15 protein-coding genes and 1 pseudogene are annotated in these 17,029 nt (G+C 62.3%); 10 read left to right on the top strand and 6 right to left on the bottom strand.

Annotation, left to right across the window (positions count from 1 at the left end):
* Window positions 1-24 precede the first annotated feature (24 nt).
* From sufC to sufA, 5 genes are all read left to right on the top strand, one after another.
* A complete protein-coding gene (gene sufC / locus ACFSQT_RS38670; protein WP_352602716.1) occupies window positions 25-780 on the top strand; it encodes a Fe-S cluster assembly ATPase SufC in 756 nt (251 codons plus the stop codon).
* A 25-nt stretch (window positions 781-805) separates the two neighbouring features.
* A complete protein-coding gene (sufD, locus tag ACFSQT_RS38665) occupies window positions 806-2,074 on the top strand; it encodes a Fe-S cluster assembly protein SufD (protein WP_379027225.1) in 1,269 nt (422 codons plus the stop codon).
* Between the two features lie 4 nt (window positions 2,075-2,078).
* Window positions 2,079-3,323 (top strand): cysteine desulfurase, encoded by a 1,245-nt coding sequence (locus ACFSQT_RS38660; RefSeq protein ID WP_379027224.1) that lies wholly within the window; start codon window positions 2,079-2,081, stop codon window positions 3,321-3,323.
* 21 nt (window positions 3,324-3,344) lie between these two features.
* Window positions 3,345-3,737: an SUF system Fe-S cluster assembly protein gene (locus tag ACFSQT_RS38655; protein WP_379027223.1), complete on the top strand. Its 393-nt coding sequence runs from the start codon at window positions 3,345-3,347 to the stop codon at window positions 3,735-3,737.
* A 109-nt stretch (window positions 3,738-3,846) separates the two neighbouring features.
* The gene (gene sufA, locus ACFSQT_RS38650; RefSeq protein ID WP_013532156.1) at window positions 3,847-4,227 is read left to right on the top strand and encodes a Fe-S cluster assembly scaffold SufA; all 381 of its coding nucleotides are present in this window, start codon (window positions 3,847-3,849) and stop codon (window positions 4,225-4,227) included.
* 32 nt (window positions 4,228-4,259) lie between these two features.
* Here sufA and ACFSQT_RS38645 read toward each other — a convergent pair whose 3' ends face one another.
* Window positions 4,260-4,757: a GFA family protein gene (locus ACFSQT_RS38645; RefSeq protein ID WP_379027222.1), complete on the bottom strand. Its 498-nt coding sequence runs from the start codon at window positions 4,755-4,757 to the stop codon at window positions 4,260-4,262.
* 91 nt (window positions 4,758-4,848) lie between these two features.
* Here ACFSQT_RS38645 and ACFSQT_RS38640 point away from each other — a divergent pair.
* Window positions 4,849-5,172 (top strand): annotated as a pseudogene (locus tag ACFSQT_RS38640) (TfoX/Sxy family protein).
* Window positions 5,173-5,332: 160 nt separating this feature from the next.
* Here the strand turns inward: ACFSQT_RS38640 and ACFSQT_RS38635 are convergent.
* Together ACFSQT_RS38635 and ACFSQT_RS38630 are read right to left on the bottom strand one after the other, a co-directional pair.
* The gene (locus ACFSQT_RS38635; RefSeq protein ID WP_379027221.1) at window positions 5,333-6,250 is read right to left on the bottom strand and encodes a pseudouridine-5'-phosphate glycosidase; all 918 of its coding nucleotides are present in this window, start codon (window positions 6,248-6,250) and stop codon (window positions 5,333-5,335) included.
* A gap of 77 nt (window positions 6,251-6,327) precedes the next feature.
* Complete coding sequence (locus ACFSQT_RS38630; RefSeq protein ID WP_379027220.1) at window positions 6,328-7,272, bottom strand: carbohydrate kinase family protein; 945 nt, start codon at window positions 7,270-7,272, stop codon at window positions 6,328-6,330.
* Between the two features lie 384 nt (window positions 7,273-7,656).
* Here ACFSQT_RS38630 and recA point away from each other — a divergent pair, with 384 nt between their 5' ends.
* The 4 genes from recA (at window position 7,657) to ACFSQT_RS38610 (ending at window position 13,917) form a co-directional block, all read left to right on the top strand.
* On the top strand, window positions 7,657-8,754 hold the full coding sequence (gene recA / locus ACFSQT_RS38625) for a recombinase RecA (protein WP_379027219.1): 1,098 nt from the start codon (window positions 7,657-7,659) through the stop codon (window positions 8,752-8,754).
* Between the two features lie 295 nt (window positions 8,755-9,049).
* Window positions 9,050-11,716 (top strand): alanine--tRNA ligase, encoded by a 2,667-nt coding sequence (alaS, locus tag ACFSQT_RS38620; RefSeq protein WP_379027218.1) that lies wholly within the window; start codon window positions 9,050-9,052, stop codon window positions 11,714-11,716.
* Between the two features lie 160 nt (window positions 11,717-11,876).
* Window positions 11,877-13,043: an acyltransferase family protein gene (locus tag ACFSQT_RS38615; RefSeq protein WP_379027217.1), complete on the top strand. Its 1,167-nt coding sequence runs from the start codon at window positions 11,877-11,879 to the stop codon at window positions 13,041-13,043.
* Window positions 13,044-13,122: 79 nt separating this feature from the next.
* Complete coding sequence (locus ACFSQT_RS38610) at window positions 13,123-13,917, top strand: PhzF family phenazine biosynthesis protein (protein WP_379027216.1); 795 nt, start codon at window positions 13,123-13,125, stop codon at window positions 13,915-13,917.
* Between the two features lie 34 nt (window positions 13,918-13,951).
* Here ACFSQT_RS38610 and ACFSQT_RS38605 read toward each other — a convergent pair whose 3' ends face one another.
* The 3 genes from ACFSQT_RS38605 to ACFSQT_RS38595 all read right to left on the bottom strand — a co-directional run bounded on the left by ACFSQT_RS38605 (window position 13,952) and on the right by ACFSQT_RS38595 (window position 17,011).
* A complete protein-coding gene (locus ACFSQT_RS38605) occupies window positions 13,952-14,578 on the bottom strand; it encodes a glutathione S-transferase family protein (RefSeq protein WP_379027215.1) in 627 nt (208 codons plus the stop codon).
* A gap of 25 nt (window positions 14,579-14,603) precedes the next feature.
* Window positions 14,604-15,815 (bottom strand): NADP-dependent isocitrate dehydrogenase, encoded by a 1,212-nt coding sequence (locus ACFSQT_RS38600; RefSeq protein WP_379027214.1) that lies wholly within the window; start codon window positions 15,813-15,815, stop codon window positions 14,604-14,606.
* A 218-nt stretch (window positions 15,816-16,033) separates the two neighbouring features.
* On the bottom strand, window positions 16,034-17,011 hold the full coding sequence (locus tag ACFSQT_RS38595; RefSeq protein WP_379027213.1) for a right-handed parallel beta-helix repeat-containing protein: 978 nt from the start codon (window positions 17,009-17,011) through the stop codon (window positions 16,034-16,036).
* Between the last annotated feature and the right edge of the window lie 18 nt (window positions 17,012-17,029).

Here is a 17,029-nt window from a genome sequence, read left to right as displayed (position 1 = left end):
GACAGTTATTCAGGAAACAAAAGAATGCTTGAAATCAGAAACCTGCACGCCCGTATCGTCGATGACGGCACCGAAATCATCCGCGGCTTGAGCCTGACGGTGAAAGCCGGCGAGGTCGCCGCGATCATGGGTCCGAACGGCTCGGGCAAATCGACGCTGTCCTACATCCTCGCCGGTCGCGAGGACTATGAGGTGACCGAGGGCGACATCCTCTACAACGGCCAGTCGATCCTCGAAATGGATCCGGCCGAACGCGCCACGTCGGGCATCTTCCTGGCCTTCCAGTATCCGATGGAGATACCGGGCGTGGCGACCATGGAATTCCTGAAGGTGGCGATGAACGAGCAGCGCAAGGCGCGTGGCGAGGAGCCGCTGAAGATCCCGGAATTCCTGAAGCGGGTGAAGGAAGCCGCCGCCTCGCTCAGCATGGACATGGCGATGCTGAAGCGGCCGCTCAATGTCGGCTTCTCCGGCGGCGAGAAGAAGCGCGCCGAGATCCTGCAGATGAAGCTGCTGGAGCCGAAGCTTTGCGTGCTCGACGAGACCGATTCCGGCCTCGACATCGATGCGCTGAAGATCGTTTCCGACGGCGTCAACGCGCTGCGCGCACCCGACCGCGCTTTCCTGGTCATCACCCACTACCAGCGCCTGCTCGAACACATCGTGCCCGATAGCGTGCACGTGCTCTACAGGGGTCAGGTCATCAAGTCCGGCGACAAGTCGCTGGCGCTCGACCTCGAAGCCAATGGCTATGCCGGCGTGATCGGCGAAGCCGCGTGAGATGCCAGAAGGCAAGGTCAAACTGATGAATATGCACACTCAGCCCCAGCGGACACCGGCCGAAACAGCGTTGATCGACGCGTTCGGCGACCGGCTGTCGCTGCTGCCGGGCGACGGCGCGGTGATGCTGAAGCGCGACGACGCCATAGAGAGGGTCAAGCACGGCCTGCCGACCCGGCGCATCGAATCCTGGCACTACACCGATTTGCGCCGGTTGTTGACCGCAGTGCCGGACTTCGACCCCGCCGCCGCGCCCAAAGCTCTCGCACCGATCGTCGAAGGCTCCGCCGTACTGGCGATCCTGAATGGCAAGTCGGGGACGAAGACGCCTGATGTCGAGGGCGTCACCGTGCAGCGCCTGGCGGAAAAACTGACCGACGGCAGCATCGCGCCGGGGCTTGATCCCTATGGCAGCGATGACGCCATCGGCGCGCTGAACACGGCTTTCGTCGCCGACGGTTATTTTGTCGACATCGCCGACGGCGCCGAACTGGAAAAGCCGATCGAATTGCAGAACCTGCAGGCCGGCGGCCAGACGCATGGGCGCCTCATGGTGCGCGTCGGCGCTGGCGCCAAGGCTGTTATAGTAGAGCGTCAGGCCGGCGAGGGTGCTGCTCTCGTCAGCTCGGTGAGCCAGCTCGTGCTCGGCGAGGGCGCCGAGGTGACGTGGCTGATCGTCCAGGAGCAGCCGGAAACGGCAACGCATCTGGCGCAGTTCAAGGCCCATATCGGCAAGAACGCGAAATTGACGCTGTTCGTCATGAACGCCGGCGGCAAGCTTGTGCGCCAGGAGGTCATGGTCAGGACGACCGGTGAAGGCGCCGACTTCACGCTGCGTGGCATCAATCTCCTGGCCGGCGACACCCATACCGACGTGACCATGGTGCTCGACCACGCCGTTCCCCACACGGCCTCGACGGAAGTGATCCGCAACGTGGTGACGGGCAAAGCGCGCGGCGTTTTCCAGGGTCGCATCAACGTTCATCAATATGCGCAGAAGACCAACGCCAAGATGGCCTGCAACACGCTGTTGCTGTCGGACGATGGCGAGTTCTCGACCAAACCGGAGCTCGAAATCTTCGCCGACGACGTCGTCTGCGGCCATGGCGCGACGGTCACCGAGATCGACCACGACCATCTGTTCTACCTTATGGCGCGCGGCGTCGACGAAAAGACCGCACGCGGCCTGCTGGTCAAGGCGTTCGTCGCCGAGGTGATTGAGGAACTGGACGACGAAACGATCGTCGATGCGCTTGAAGCCAAGCTCGACGAATGGTTCGTGACACACGGGTGAAGCTATGAACGCACCGGGCAAGATCGGAGATTTCTACGACGTCGAGGCGATCCGCCGCGACTTCCCGATTCTGTCGCGCGAGGTCTACGGCAAGCCGCTGGTCTATCTCGACAATGGCGCCTCGGCGCAGAAGCCGCAGGTGGTGCTGGATACAATCCAGCACGCCTACAGCCAGGAATACGCCAACGTCCATCGCGGCCTGCATTTCCTCTCCAACGCCGCGACCGACGCCTACGAGAAGGCGCGTGAGACGGTGCGTCGTTTCCTGAACGCACCGAGCACCGACAACATCGTCTTCACCTCGAACACGACGTCGGCCATCAACACCGTCGCCTATGGTTATGGCATGCCCAACATCGGCGAGGGCGATGAGATCGTGCTGTCGATCATGGAGCACCACTCCAACATCGTGCCGTGGCATTTCATCCGCGAGCGGCAGGGCGCGAAACTGGTCTGGGTGCCGGTCGACGATCTCGGCGTCTTCCACATCGAGGAGTTCGAGAAGCGGCTGACCGATCGCACCAAACTGGTCGCCATCACCCAGATGTCGAATGCTCTGGGCACGGTGACGCCGATCAAGGAAATCGTGCGCATTGCGCATGCGCGTGGAATTCCCGTCCTCGTGGATGGCAGCCAGAGCGCCGTGCACATGCCGCTCGACGTGCAGGATCTCGACTGCGACTTCTTCGTCTTCACCGGCCACAAGGTCTACGGCCCGTCGGGCATCGGCGTGCTCTACGGCAAGAAGGACATTCTTGCGGGCATGCGGCCCTTCATGGGCGGCGGCGAGATGATCGAGGAGGTGACGGAGGACATCGTCACCTACAACGAACCGCCGCACCGTTTCGAAGCCGGCACGCCGCCGATCGTGCAGGCGATCGGGCTGGGCGCTGCGCTCGACTATATGGAAAAGATCGGCCGCGAACGCATCGCCGCGCACGAGGAAGACCTCAAGACCTATGCGCATGAGCGCCTGCGTGCCATCAACTCGCTGCGCATCTTCGGCGACGCGCCGGGCAAGGGCGCCATCATTTCCTTCGAGCTGCAAGGAATTCACGCCCACGACGTGTCGATGGTGATAGACAGGCAGGGTGTGGCTGTCCGCGCGGGCACCCATTGCGCCCAGCCGCTGTTGAAACGCTTTGGCGTAACCTCCACATGCAGAGCATCGTTCGGCATGTATAATACCAGGGCCGAAGTCGACGCTTTGGCCGATGCGCTTGAAAAAGCGCGCAAATTCTTCGGATGACGATTTTTTTGGGTGACGACCATGGATGATGCGAGCATCGCTGCCGAGACCGCTCGGGAAACCGCCGCCAACAGCGTCGTCTCCGCTTCGACCATTCCCGCCGACGAACTGGCGCGGCTGACCGACGACATCGTCTCGGCGTTGAAGACGGTCTACGACCCGGAAATCCCGGCCGACATCTACGAACTTGGCCTCGTCTACAAGATCGACATCGAGGACGACCGCTCGGTCAAGATCGACATGACGCTGACCGCGCCGGGCTGCCCGGTAGCCGGCGAAATGCCCGGCTGGGTGGAAAACGCCGTCGGCGCCGTCGAGGGCGTTTCCGGCGTCGAGGTCAACATGACCTTCGACCCGCCCTGGTCGCCCGACCGCATGTCGGAAGAGGCGCAGGTCGCGGTGGGTTGGTACTAGCGTCGAGCCCGACAAAGTTTGGCGCACTTGCGCCAGTCATAAAACTTCACCATTTTAGGTGAGGAATCGTTCGGCAGGCCTTGAACCTGCGTGAATGCGGAGAAAAAGAATGGGACGCTTTGCCGTCATCACGATGACCGAAAAGGCCGCCGACCGGGTGCGCGAGATCGTCGCCACCCGCGACAACGCGCATGGCATTCGCCTCGGCATCAAGAAGGGCGGCTGCGCCGGCATGGAATACACGGTCGACCTGGTGACCGAACCCAACACCAAGGACGACCATATCGAGCGCGACGGCGCGCACGTTTATGTGGCGCCTGAAGCCGCGCTTTTCCTGTTCGGCACCGAGATGGATTTCGAACAGACGACGCTGCGCACCGGCTTCACCTTCCACAACCCGAACCAGAGTTCGGCCTGCGGCTGCGGCGAATCCGTCGAACTGAAGCCGGCCGACCTCAAGGCCCTCGCGGAAGCGCGCGCCTCGGCCTGACTTTCTTCGCCCCGTTTACGGGGCGAGGAACGCTAATCCACCCACATGCCTGTCCGCTTGTGCCAGTCGGCGATGGATTCCTCCGGGTAGACATCGAACGTCTTGTCGCCCTTGCCGATCACGGGTTCGACCCAGTTGGCCTTGTATTTCAGCATCAGATGCACCCGGCTCGGCGGCTCCGGCAGGTCGTTGTCGATCGCCGAGGCGAAGGGATGCACGAGCTCCGGCCAGGTCGGATCGTAGAGCCACAATGCCGACCCACATTTGCGGCAGAAATTGCGTTCGCCGGTCGATATTTCGCACTTCGGATGCTCGTCGTCCTCGATCTCTGCCCGGTAGACGCCAAGGTTTCTTTTGCCCTTGACGCTCAAGGTCTCGCTGTCAGCGCCGAGATTGATGGCGAAGCCGCCGCCGCCTTGCTGCTTGCGGCAGATCGAGCAGTAGCACAGCATGAACGGCGCCGGCGTGTGGCTCTGCACCTCGAAGCGCACGGCATTGCAGCGGCAGGACCCTTTGAGCAGAAGCGGCATGACAAAACGACTCCGACGGAATGTTCTCAAACTGTCAGCATGATCTCGGTTGCGCGATGACAATGTCAAATGCCGATGACATGATCGCGGCATGGACAATGAACGCATTGCCGAACTGTTCGAGGGCCTCGGCCCGGTCAGCATCCGCAAACTGTTCGGCGGCAAGGGCATCTATTTCGACGGTGTCATCATCGCCATCGTGCTGCGCGGCGAATTGATGCTGAAGGCCGACGAGCAAAGCGCGCCCGACTTCGAGGCCGCCGGCTGCCGGCAATGGACCTAGACCGGCTCTCGCCACGGCAAACTGGTCTCCATGCCTTACTGGAGCATTCCCGACAGCGCCTTTGACGATCCCGACGAGATGACGCTCTGGGCGCGGCGAGCTTACGAGGCAGGGCTGCGGGTGGGGAAGTAGGCGACGACTTTTGGACCTTGCGGCTGTGCAGGGCTGGAAACGCCGGCGGGGCAGCACCCCCTCTGTCCTGCCGGACATCTTGTCCGGCAGGACAGAGGGGGTGTGAAGGAACTCGGCAGTCGCGCCAAGCCTTTCACCGCCCGCCTGAATTTCGGTTGCGTTACAAAGCTTTCGCAATCCGCGCCGCCAGCCTTGCGTTGTTTTCGACCAGCGCGATGTTGGTCTTCAGGCTCCTGCCGCCGGTCAGTTCGAGGATTTTCCCCAGCAGGAACGGCGTCACCGCCTTGCCGGTCACGTTGAGCGCTTCCACGGCCTTCTGCGCCGCTTCGATGTAACTCGCCATCTCTTCGGCCGGGATTTCGTGGTTTTCCGGCACCGGATTGGCGATCAGCATGCCGCCCGCGAGCCCCAGCGCCTGCCGTGTCTGGTAGAAATGCGCGATCTCTTCAGGCTTGTGCAAGGTCAGCGGCGCGCGGAACGGCGAATGCCGCGACCAGAAGGCCGGCATCGTCTCGCAGCCATGGCCGACGACCGGCACGCCGCGCGTTTCCAGCACTTCCAGCGTCTTTTCGATGTCGAGGATGGCCTTGGCGCCGGCTGACACGACAATGACCGGCGTACGCGCCAACTCGTCGAGATCGGCGGAAATGTCGAAACTCTTTTCCGCACCCTTGTGCACGCCGCCGATGCCACCGGTGGCGAACACTTTTATGCCGACCATATGCGCCGCGATCATGGTGGCGGCGACGGTGGTGCCGCCGGTGCGACCTTGCGCGACGGCAAAGCCGAGGTCGGCGCGCGACAGCTTCATGGCATCACCGGTCATCGCCAGCGATTCGCGCTCGCCGTCCGACAGGCCGATCTTGATGCGGCCGCCAACCACGGCGATCGTCGCCGGCACCGCGCCGCCATCGCTGATGATCTTTTCGACATCCGCCGCCATGGCGCCATTGTCGGGGTAGGGCATGCCATGGGTGATGATGGTGCTCTCCAGCGCCACCACCGGTCGGCCCGCGGCCAGGCCCTGTGCCACAGGCGTGTGGATGTCGATGAAGGGGCGGGCGGTCTCTGGGGTCATTTGCGTCTCCAACCCGGAGCAAGGCGCATCCACTTGGACGCGCGAAAAACACTCCGGCACTTATGAATTTGCCGGTCTCATGCCACTTCCTGCGCATCGGGCACAAGAGCCAGCGCTTCAGCGAAGCCCGCCGCGGTGAAATCGGGGACGGCGTCGGCGCTTTCGATGGCCAGCGTCGCCGCGGCGATGCCTTCGCGCAAGGCCGCGCGCAAGGGCATGCCACGCAGCAAGGCAGCGACCGTTGCGCCTGCCAGCGCATCGCCGGCGCCGGTGACATCGGCGATCCTTCTTGGCGTCGGCGGCAGGATCGAGAATGCGCCGGCTTCATCGAAGCCCAGCATGGCAGCGCCGCCCGCCGTCACCACCGCGCTCCCGAGGCCGGCGCGTTTCAGCCCGTCGACGATGTCGTGTTGAGAAGCAGCACCGTCCAGGCCGGCCAGTGCGACCGCCTCGCGGCGGTTCATGAAGACGACAGCCAGATTGCCGAGCACGGGCCTCAGGCGCACGATCTTGGCCGGCGAAATGGCAATGGCGAAGACGGGCTTGCCGGCGGCGAGTGCGACAAGCCGCTCCAGTGCCGCCGTCGGCAGGTTGGCGTCGCAGAAGACGGCATCGGCGGCAGCGACAACCTCCCGCACCTTGGAGCGCCTGACCTGCTTCGGGAATGCCAGGTCATAGAGCGCCATGTCGGCAAAGCCGACGATCAGTTCGCCCTCCCGGTCGATCAGGGCTGTATAGCTCGGCGTCGTGCGATCGAGGAACACGGCGGACAGGTCGGCAATGCCTGCGGCGGCGATGGCTCGTGAAACGGTATCGGCAGCGGCATCGCCGCCGCGCACCGACAGCAGCGATGCGCAGACGCCGCGACGAACCGCACTGCGCAAGGCGTTGAAGACGCCGCCGCCGACATCCTCGCGCATCGTGCCGGGATTGGACGCGGCCGGTACATAGGGACCGGCCACCTGACCACGTCGGTCGATATGGGCGCCACCTATGGCTAGAATTCTTGCGGATTTCAGCATGCCGGCGATATGACCTTTGTTATTCCAGACGCACAAGCGCCAATGCGTGTCACCCAAGAGCGGCCCCGGTTATGGGCGAACGACACGCTTGAAAACAAGGACCTGAAGCGCGGCGCCCGGTTCCGTTCAAACGCAATACGCTTTAGGCTGGGTGGCCGAGTTTTGCACGCAAGGCAGCGATTCGGCAGATCGAAACGAACACGCCGCCTGGCCCAATGCGGGGTGCATTCCTGATCGAATCCCTGGCACAAAAAAAGAACAAATCCGGATATTGATTGCTTATCAAAGAGTTGATCCCTCTTGCAAAACGAGAACAAAAAAGGTACAAATAGGCAGGGATTACGGATTGTCCGGCCTTCATTGACGACCAAGGGGTGATGTATCATGGCTCAGAATTCTTTGCGGCTGGTAGAGGACAAAGCGGTGGACAAATCAAAGGCTCTGGATGCGGCGCTGTCGCAAATCGAGCGGGCTTTCGGCAAGGGCTCGATCATGCGGCTCGGCGCGAACGAGCAGGTCGTCGAGATCGAAACCGTGCCGACCGGTTCGCTTGGCCTTGACATCGCGCTTGGCGTCGGTGGCCTGCCGCGCGGCCGCATCATCGAGATCTACGGGCCGGAAAGCTCGGGCAAGACGACGCTTGCCTTGCACACCGTCGCGGAAGCCCAGAAGAAGGGCGGCATCTGCGCCTTCGTCGATGCCGAGCACGCGCTCGACCCGGTCTATGCCCGCAAGCTTGGCGTCGATCTGGAAAACCTTCTGATCTCGCAGCCCGACACCGGTGAGCAGGCGCTGGAAATCTGCGACACGCTGGTGCGCTCCGGTGCCATCGACGTGCTGGTGGTCGATTCGGTCGCGGCGCTGACGCCACGCGCCGAAATCGAAGGCGAGATGGGCGATTCGCTGCCCGGCCTGCAGGCCCGCCTGATGAGCCAGGCGCTGCGCAAGCTGACCGCGTCGATCTCGCGTTCCAACACCATGGTCATCTTCATCAACCAGATCCGCATGAAGATCGGCGTCATGTTCGGTTCGCCCGAGACCACGACCGGCGGCAATGCGCTGAAATTCTACGCGTCGGTCCGTCTCGACATCCGCCGCATCGGCTCGGTCAAGGACCGCGACGAGGTCGTCGGCAACCAGACCCGCGTCAAGGTGGTCAAGAACAAGCTGGCGCCGCCCTTCAAGGTGGTCGAGTTCGACATCATGTACGGTGAGGGCGTGTCCAAGACCGGCGAACTGGTCGATCTCGGCGTCAAGGCCGGCGTGGTTGAGAAGTCGGGCGCCTGGTTCTCCTACAATTCGCAGCGTCTCGGCCAGGGCCGCGAGAATGCCAAACTGTTCCTGCGCGACAATCCCGACACGGCGCGCGAGATCGAACTGGCGCTCAGGCAGAATGCCGGGCTGATCGCCGAGAAATTCCTCGAGAATGGCGGCTCCGAGAGCGGCGACGACGGTTTCGAGGAGGAATCCGGCGCGATGTAACAGTTTCGTGCGCAAGATGCCGGCCGGAGTTCGGCCATAATCTTGTTCCATTATCTCAAGCTTATGTAATTGAGTTCTGTGTTTTCGCGTTCCGAACCGCCGGCCTTCGAGCCGGCGGTTTGCGTTTTGGCGCCAACTCGGCCGGTTCGAACCGTCGGCAAAGGCCGTGAATTGGACCAATTCCGTGTTTCTGGACAGGGTGAAGCGCGGCGGCTAAAAGGCCAAGTCTATCTTCTAAGACCCAGAGCCCATTTTCCGCCGGTTTGCCGGCGGCTCTCTCGAAAAGGCAGCATTCATGAGTGGCGTGAACGAGATCCGGTCGACTTTTCTCGACTACTTCCGCAAGGAGGGTCACGAGATCGTCGCGTCGAGCCCACTGGTGCCGCGTAACGATCCGACGCTGATGTTCACCAATGCCGGCATGGTGCAGTTCAAGAACGTCTTCACTGGCCTGGAGAAGCGACCCTATTCGCGCGCCTCGACCGCCCAGAAGAGCGTTCGCGCCGGCGGCAAGCACAACGACCTCGACAATGTCGGCTACACCGCGCGCCACCTGACCTTCTTCGAGATGCTCGGCAATTTCTCCTTTGGCGACTACTTCAAGGAGCGCGCCATCGAACTTGCCTGGAACCTGATCACCAAGGAATTCGGGCTGGACAAGGACAAACTGCTGGTCACCGTCTATCACACGGACGACGAGGCGGCCGGCTTCTGGAAGAAGATCGCCGGTTTTTCCGACGACCGCATCATCCGCATCGCGACCTCGGACAATTTCTGGGCGATGGGCGACACCGGACCTTGCGGGCCGTGCTCTGAGATCTTCATCGACCGCGGCGAACACATCTGGGGCGGCCCTCCCGGCAGCCCGGAGGAGGATGGCGATCGCTTCCTCGAATTCTGGAACCTGGTCTTCATGCAGTATGAACAGGTGACGAAGGAGGAGCGCATCGACCTGCCGCGCCCGTCGATCGACACCGGCATGGGCCTGGAACGCATGGCGTCCGTCCTGCAAGGGGTGGAAAGCGTTTTTGAAACCGATCTGTTCCGTCACCTGATCGATGCGGCGTCGTCCGCCATCGGTCACGGTCCCGACAAGGAGACGGTCGCGTCCTTCCGCGTCATCGCCGATCATCTGCGCTCGTCCTCTTTCCTGGTGGCTGATGGCGTGCTGCCGTCGAACGAAGGCCGTGGCTATGTCCTGCGCCGCATCATGCGCCGCGCCATGCGCCATGCGCAGTTGCTCGGCGCCCGCGATCCGCTGATGTGGCGCCTGGTGCCGGCCCTGGTGCGCGAGATGGGCCAGGCCTATCCGGAACTGGTGCGCGGCGAGCAGTTGATCACCGAGACCCTGAAACTTGAGGAGACCAGGTTTCGCAAGACGCTGGTGCGTGGCCTCGGCCTGCTCGCGGAGGCGACGGAAACGCTTCACTCTGGCGACATGCTGGATGGCGAGACGGCTTTCAAGCTCTACGACACCTACGGCTTTCCGCTCGATCTGACCCAGGATGCATTGCGCCAGCGCAGCATTTCGGTCGATCTTGCCGGCTTCACCAATGCGATGGAGCGGCAGAGGGCCGAGGCGCGCGCTCACTGGGCAGGTTCCGGCGACGCGGCGACCGAGACGATCTGGTTCCCGGTACGCGAGAAGGCCGGCGCCACCGAGTTCCTCGGCTACGAGACCGAGCAGGCGGAAGGCCTCGTCCAGGCGCTCGTCAGGGACGGCAAGACCGTCGACAGCGCAAGCAAGGGCGACGCGGTTGCCGTGGTCGTCAACCAGACGCCGTTCTATGCCGAGTCCGGCGGCCAGATGGGCGACACCGGCGTCATTTCAGGCGAAGGCTTCTCGATCGAGATTTCCGATACGCAGAAGAAGGCCGACGGGCTGTTCGTCCATATCGGCAAGGTGGCCAGCGGCACGGTCAAGACAGGCGCTGCCGTCGAGCTGAAGGTCGACCATGACAGGCGTTCCAGGCTGCGCGCCAACCATTCCGCGACGCATCTGATCCATGAGGCGCTGCGCGAGGTGCTGGGCAGCCATGTCGCGCAGAAGGGTTCGCTGGTCGCGCCCGAGCGCCTGCGCTTCGATATCTCGCACAACAAGCCCATTTCGCCCGAGCATCTCGAAGCGGTCGAGCGCATGGCGAACGAGATCGTCGTCCAGAACAGCCCGGTGTCGACGCGCCTGATGTCGGTCGACGACGCCATTGCCGAGGGCGCGATGGCGCTGTTCGGCGAGAAGTACGGCGATGAAGTGCGCGTCGTGTCGATGGGCACCGGCCTGCATGGCGCCAAGGCCAACCGGCCCTATTCGGTCGAGCTTTGCGGCGGCACGCATGTCAGGGCGACCGGCGACATCGGTCTGGTGCGCGTCGTGTCGGACAGCGCGGTCGCCGCCGGCGTGCGCCGCATCGAGGCTTTGACCGGCGAGGCGGCGCGCAAGCATCTCGACGAGCAGGACCGGCGTTTGAAATCGGTCGCCGCGACGCTGAAGATCTCGCCGGCCGACGTGCCGGCGCGGGTCGAGGCGCTGCTCGATGAGCGCAAGAAGCTCGAAAGGGAACTGACCGAAGCGCGCAAGAAATTGGCGCTGGGCGGCGGTGCCGCGGCGGGTGCGCCGTCGGAGAACGAGACCGTGGCGGGCGTCGGCTTCCTCGGCAAGGCGGTCTCGGGTGTCTCGCCCAAGGATCTGAAGCCGCTGGCCGATGCCGGCAAGAGTTCGCTCGGTTCCGGCATCGTCGTCTTCGTCGGCACGGCTGAGGACAACAAGGCGAGCGTCGTGGTCGCCGTCACCGATGATCTGTTAAGCCGCTTCAGCGCCGTCGATCTGGTGCGCGTGGCCTCCGCCGCATTGGGCGGTCAGGGCGGCGGTGGCCGGCCCGACATGGCCCAGGCCGGCGGCCCGGATGCCTCCAAGGCAGCCGATGCGATCGCCGCGGTCAAGGCTGCGCTGGAGGCAGCCTGAAAGCCACGACATGAAGGTCCTTGTTCTCGGCGGCTATGGTTTGATCGGAGACGCCGGCCGTTTGCTCTGCGACGGTTGATCCATGGGTTTTCCTTTCGGACGATGATTGGCTATTGTCGGCGCCGGGAGAGCCGGTTAGGGACGACCGACAGGGGGCAAGGTGGCGCAGACAAAGAACAACGAAATCGAGATGCTGCGCGCATTTTCGATCATGTTGGTTGTTCTAAGCCACATCCCGTTTTATCTGCCCTGGGAGTCGGCCGTGTGGGGGCCGCTGTTTCAGAGGGCCAACTTCTGGTTCGGCGTCGACATATTCTTCGTGATTTCCGGCTACGTGGTCACGACGTCGCTTTTGCGCGAAATTACCCCCGGTGCCCGCCCCGCGCGGATATTGGCGTCCTTCGCGATCAGGAGGGCATACCGCCTCCTGCCTCTATCCTGGACCGTTCTGGCCACCGTTCTTGTGCTGTCGCTCATTTGGTACAAGACCGAGGTCTTCGGCTCATTTTACGGCAACCTGAGCGATGCGGTGGCCGTTCTCTTCTACTCGGCCAACTGGCACTTCTATGAGTGCGCAACAAAAGCGGTCGAACCTTGCGGCATCCACCAGGGTTTGTACTGGTCGCTCTCCCTGGAAGAGCAGTTCTATATCGTTCTCCCGCTCGTCATCGTTTTCGCGAGAAAATACCTGATGGCCATTTGCATCGGCGGGATGTTGCTGCAGCTTCCGCTTGATCGGGACATACATTCGGCACTTTGGATCACCAGGACCGATGCGCTGCTGGTCGGCGTTTTGATTGCACTGTGCCGAAACAACAATCCGGGCAGCCTGCTGTTCAAGCCCGATTTTCTCCGAAATGACGCAGTTCGCATCCCGTTGTTGGTGTTCATCCTGACAGGTATGGCACTGCTCGCTGCCGGCTCTGTTGTCTCGTTTTCCGTATCGTTGATTGCGCTGGGCGGCGGCGCGCTGGTATGGGCTGCATCGTTCAACGAAGGACTGTTGTTGCGAAAGCAGCATTCTGTTCTGGTCTGGATAGGGAGCCGGTCTTACGCGATCTATCTCCTCCACAACATTGCCTTTATAAGCTCGAAAGTGCTGCTTGCCGGCATCGTCGGCGACCGAGATAAAATCGGGGCGCACGCCTATTCGATTTCCTTGGTGGTTGTCGGCCTTGGTCTTACGGCAGTCCTGGCGGAACTATCGGCCCGCTATCTCGAAAAGCCGCTCCAGAAGCATGGGCGCCGCATTGCCGAGCGCCTGCGCAATCCCATTGCGATACCAACAGAAGAAACGCCGTTGCCTGTCTTGCGCGTCGCTGGCTGATGGTCCCGCGACCGGCAATCAGACATTATGCGGGGCCGACCTGACAGCCGGCTCCCCCGCAGGACATCCAGAGGACGATGTGCCCACGCTGACCATGTATCAGGTCGACGCCTTTGCCGACCGCGCCTTTCAGGGCAATCCTGCCGCCGTCCTCATCTTGCAGGACTGGCTGGCCGACGACGTGATGCTGGCCATCGCAAACGAGAACAATCTTGCCGAAACCGCCTTTGCGCGGCCGAATGGGAAGGGCTGGGATTTGCGCTGGTTCACGCCAGTTCACGAAGTCGACTTCTGTGGCCACGCCACCCTGGCGACCGCCCATGTGCTGGCCTCGCAACACAATGTGGCTGATGACATGGCCTTTGCCACGCGCGTGGGTGAGTTGCGGGTCTCCCAGCGGCAAGGCGCCTACCAGCTCGATCTGCCGTGTTTTCCGCCGCAGCCCGTCGATGGCGAAACCATGCTGGCGCTGCAGCAGATTTTATCCCCACATCCGGTTGCGGGCTTTCGCAATTTTGAAAACCTGTTCGTCGAGCTCGCCGACGAGCTGTCCGTCCGGTCCTTCGTTCCCGATCTGCTCAGGATCGGAGCCTTCCACCCGCTCGGCCTGGTCATTACCGCGCGCGGACGAACGCATGATTTCGTCTCCCGTTATTTCGTTCCCGGAGCGGGCATTCCCGAGGATCCGGTGACCGGCTCCATTCATGCGACGCTGGTGCCCTACTGGTCTGAAAAGCTCGGGAAGGCCCATCTGTCGGCATTCCAGTGTTCGCAGCGCGGCGGGCATCTGCTGTGTGATCTGGCTGGAGACCGTGTGCTGATCCTGGGATGCGCCAAGACCTTCATGAAGGCGGAAATCTATCTTCCGGAATGAACGGCGGGGCGGAATGAATGGCGGGCGCAGGCCATCAGGTCGCCGGACCGCTCGCCGCAAAGCCTGGACGGGCTGCGATCCGGTCCCACCAGGCCTGGATTTCGGGAAACTCGGCGAGCAGCTTTTGCCCCTCGGCGGCTTTGATGAAATAGCCGATGATCGGCGCCGCGTGCAGATCGGCCAGCGTCAGCTGGTCGCCCAAAAGCCACGGCCCCGGCGCTTTCAGCGAGGCGAGCGTCCGAAGCGCTTTGCTCGCCTTTGAAAGCCCGTTGGCGATCAGGATCTCGTCGGGCGCGTCCTTCTCCAGCCGCTCGACGGCGACATCCCAGACCATCGACCTGTAGGCATAGGCGTCGAGCATGCCGATGATCTGGTTCATCCGTGCACGGCCGCGCGGATCCCTCGGCTGCAGCGCCGGCCCGTCGAAGGCTTCGTCGACATAGCGCGCAATCGCGCTCGCCTCGAAAAGGCGAAACCCGTCATGCTCGAAGGCCGGGATGCGGCCGAACGGATGATGTTCGAGATACCAGGCGGGAATGCCCTCGGCGGCAAAGACATCGACCGGCGCAAGCGTGTAGCCGATGCCTTTCTCCTCGAGCACGAGCCGGACGATGCGCACATAGACGCTGTAGTCCGCGCCGTAGACGACGGGCTTGCCCATGGTGCCCCCTCCCGCTCCGGGTCGGCTACGCCATCGCCTTCTGCAGGTTCTCGTCGATCTTGTCGAGGAAGCCGGTGGTCGAGAGCCAGGGTTGGTCTGGGCCGATCAGCAACGACAGGTCCTTGGTCATGAAGCCGCTTTCGACGGTCTGGATGCAGACCTTTTCCAGCGTCTCGGCAAAGCGCTTCAGCTCGGCATTGTCGTCGAGCTTGGCGCGGTGAGCGAGGCCGCGCGTCCAGGCAAAGATCGAGGCGATCGAATTGGTCGAGGTCTCCTCGCCCTTCTGGTGCTGGCGGTAGTGGCGGGTGACGGTGCCGTGCGCGGCTTCGGCTTCCACCGTCTTGCCGTCCGGCGTCATCAGCACCGAGGTCATCAGGCCAAGCGAACCAAAACCTTGCGCAACGGTGTCGGACTGGACGTCGCCGTCATAGTTCTTGCAGGCCCAGACATAACCGCCGGACCATTTCAGGCTGGACGCCACCATGTCGTCGATCAGCCGGTGCTCGTACCACAGCTTCTTCGACTTGAACTCGGCCTCGAACTCCGCCTCGTAGACTTCCTGGAAAATGTCCTTGAAGCGGCCGTCATAGGCCTTAAGGATGGTGTTCTTGGTCGAGAGATAGACCGGATAATTGCGCAGCAAGCCGTAGTTCAGCGAGGCGCGGGCGAACTCGCGGATCGACTCGTCGAGATTGTACATCGCCATGGCGACACCGGAGCCGGGCGCATCGTAGACATCGTGCTCGATGACGTTGCCGTCCTCGCCGACGAACTTGATCGTCAGCTTGCCCTTGCCGGGAAAGCGGAAATCGGTGGCGCGGTACTGATCGCCGAAGGCATGACGGCCGACGATGATCGGCTTGGTCCAGCCGGGCACCAGCCGCGGCACGTTCTTCATGATGATCGGCTCGCGGAAGATTGTGCCGCCGAGGATGTTGCGGATGGTGCCGTTCGGCGACTTCCACATCTTCTTCAGCTTGAATTCCTCGACGCGCTGCTCGTCTGGCGTGATCGTCGCGCATTTCACCCCGACGCCATATTTCTTGATGGCGTTGGCCGAATCGATGGTCACCTGGTCGTTGGTGGCGTCGCGGTGCTCGATGCCGAGATCGTAATATTCAAGCTTGAGGTCGAGATAAGGGTGGATCAGCTTGTCCTTGATGAACTGCCAGATGATGCGGGTCATCTCGTCGCCGTCGAGCTCGACGACCGGGTTCGCCACCTTGATCTTCGCCATGGAAAGAATGCCTCGTTCAACAGTTGGGTGATGGTGGGGCCGGCCCCGCCAGGATAGGGACTTCGCCTATAGCAAAGCGATCCGAGCCGTGCAAACCGGGGCAATGCAGACCCAAGCCTTTGCTGTCGCAATCGAGAACAAAAAAAGCGATGCCGCACTGCCCCCTGAGAGGCAGCAGGCATCGTCTTGTTTCATACTGCCGCGGAGGCGGCGTTCGCTTATTGCAGCGGCGTATCACCAGGGCCCGGGAAGGCTGTGAGCGGTGTACCGTCAGCTACGTTGCCGGAGATCATGTTGTTCTTGAACGACTGGACGGCGCCGCTACCGGTATTGCTGACCCCGGTGAGATTGCCGAACACCGTCGAGGCGCCGAGAAAGGCGATGGCGCTTCCGTTGCCACTGGCAGCGGCACCGTTCGCGTTAACGCCGTTGCTGGCATTGGCGCTGATAGTGGTGTTGACAATCGTCGCACGCACCGGCGATGCCGCGGCGACGGATTTGATCGCCACCCCATTGCCGGTGTTGCCGCTGATCAGGCTGTTGGTCAGTGTCAGGTTCATGGCAACGGTGTTGCCGGTACCGTCGACAAGAATGCCACTGGCGCTGTTGGTGATTTCCACTTTCGAAAGGATGGCGTTAATTCCAACGGCAAAGGACGTTTTGACAAGAACGCCTTCAGCGCCTGTCTCGGCGATCCGCGTGTTGCTTATGTAGAGTTCGCTGTTCCCATTGGGGAGAAATTCGACGCCGTTGCCGGTAAACCGCTCTATGTTGCAGTCCTCGACATGCAATTGACCTTGACCCACCATACGGATGGCGTCGAGGCCGGTGCCCACACCGAATATGTCGAGGCCGCGAAGATGCACTGCGGCGCCGGCAGGCGTGCTGACGATGATGGCGTTCGTGCCGGCCACAAGCACACCAGCTTCAACGTTTCTGCAGTCGATGGTGATGGATTTTGTGATGGTGACCCCGCCAAACCCGCCCGGGTCGATACAGTTGATCTCGCCGCTCGTCGCCGTCTTCGAGATGGCACCGGCAAACGTCTTGCAAGGTGCCGTTCGGCTGCATGGATTGGCGTCGTCACCAACGCCGGAAACCCACGTCCGAGTCGCTTGTGCGGAAGCCGGCGCAATCAGGAAGATTGACGCCAGAAGCAACACAGCGAGTGAAAGGAAAAACCGTACGATCTTCATTCGCCCCTCCTAGATTTG

Origin of the sequence: Mesorhizobium calcicola, from assembly GCF_042682105.1 — a bacterium.
GTDB lineage: Bacteria > Pseudomonadota > Alphaproteobacteria > Rhizobiales > Rhizobiaceae > Mesorhizobium > Mesorhizobium calcicola.
Note: the sequence above shows the minus strand (reverse complement) of the source record. Positions and strands in the feature narration are given on the sequence as shown.

Coding starts and splice junctions, on each gene's coding strand:
- ACFSQT_RS38655 (WP_379027223.1), top strand. CDS start 3,345: ATGGATGATGCGAGCATCGCTGCCGAGACCGCTCGGGAAACCGCCGCC.
- ACFSQT_RS38635 (WP_379027221.1), bottom strand. CDS start 6,250: ATGACCCCAGAGACCGCCCGCCCCTTCATCGACATCCACACGCCTGTG.
- ACFSQT_RS38605 (WP_379027215.1), bottom strand. CDS start 14,578: ATGGGCAAGCCCGTCGTCTACGGCGCGGACTACAGCGTCTATGTGCGC.
- sufD (WP_379027225.1), top strand. CDS start 806: ATGAATATGCACACTCAGCCCCAGCGGACACCGGCCGAAACAGCGTTG.
- recA (WP_379027219.1), top strand. CDS start 7,657: ATGGCTCAGAATTCTTTGCGGCTGGTAGAGGACAAAGCGGTGGACAAA.
- ACFSQT_RS38600 (WP_379027214.1), bottom strand. CDS start 15,815: ATGGCGAAGATCAAGGTGGCGAACCCGGTCGTCGAGCTCGACGGCGAC.
- sufC (WP_352602716.1), top strand. CDS start 25: ATGCTTGAAATCAGAAACCTGCACGCCCGTATCGTCGATGACGGCACC.
- alaS (WP_379027218.1), top strand. CDS start 9,050: ATGAGTGGCGTGAACGAGATCCGGTCGACTTTTCTCGACTACTTCCGC.
- ACFSQT_RS38630 (WP_379027220.1), bottom strand. CDS start 7,272: ATGCTGAAATCCGCAAGAATTCTAGCCATAGGTGGCGCCCATATCGAC.
- ACFSQT_RS38645 (WP_379027222.1), bottom strand. CDS start 4,757: ATGCCGCTTCTGCTCAAAGGGTCCTGCCGCTGCAATGCCGTGCGCTTC.
- sufA (WP_013532156.1), top strand. CDS start 3,847: ATGGGACGCTTTGCCGTCATCACGATGACCGAAAAGGCCGCCGACCGG.
- ACFSQT_RS38660 (WP_379027224.1), top strand. CDS start 2,079: ATGAACGCACCGGGCAAGATCGGAGATTTCTACGACGTCGAGGCGATC.
- ACFSQT_RS38595 (WP_379027213.1), bottom strand. CDS start 17,011: ATGAAGATCGTACGGTTTTTCCTTTCACTCGCTGTGTTGCTTCTGGCG.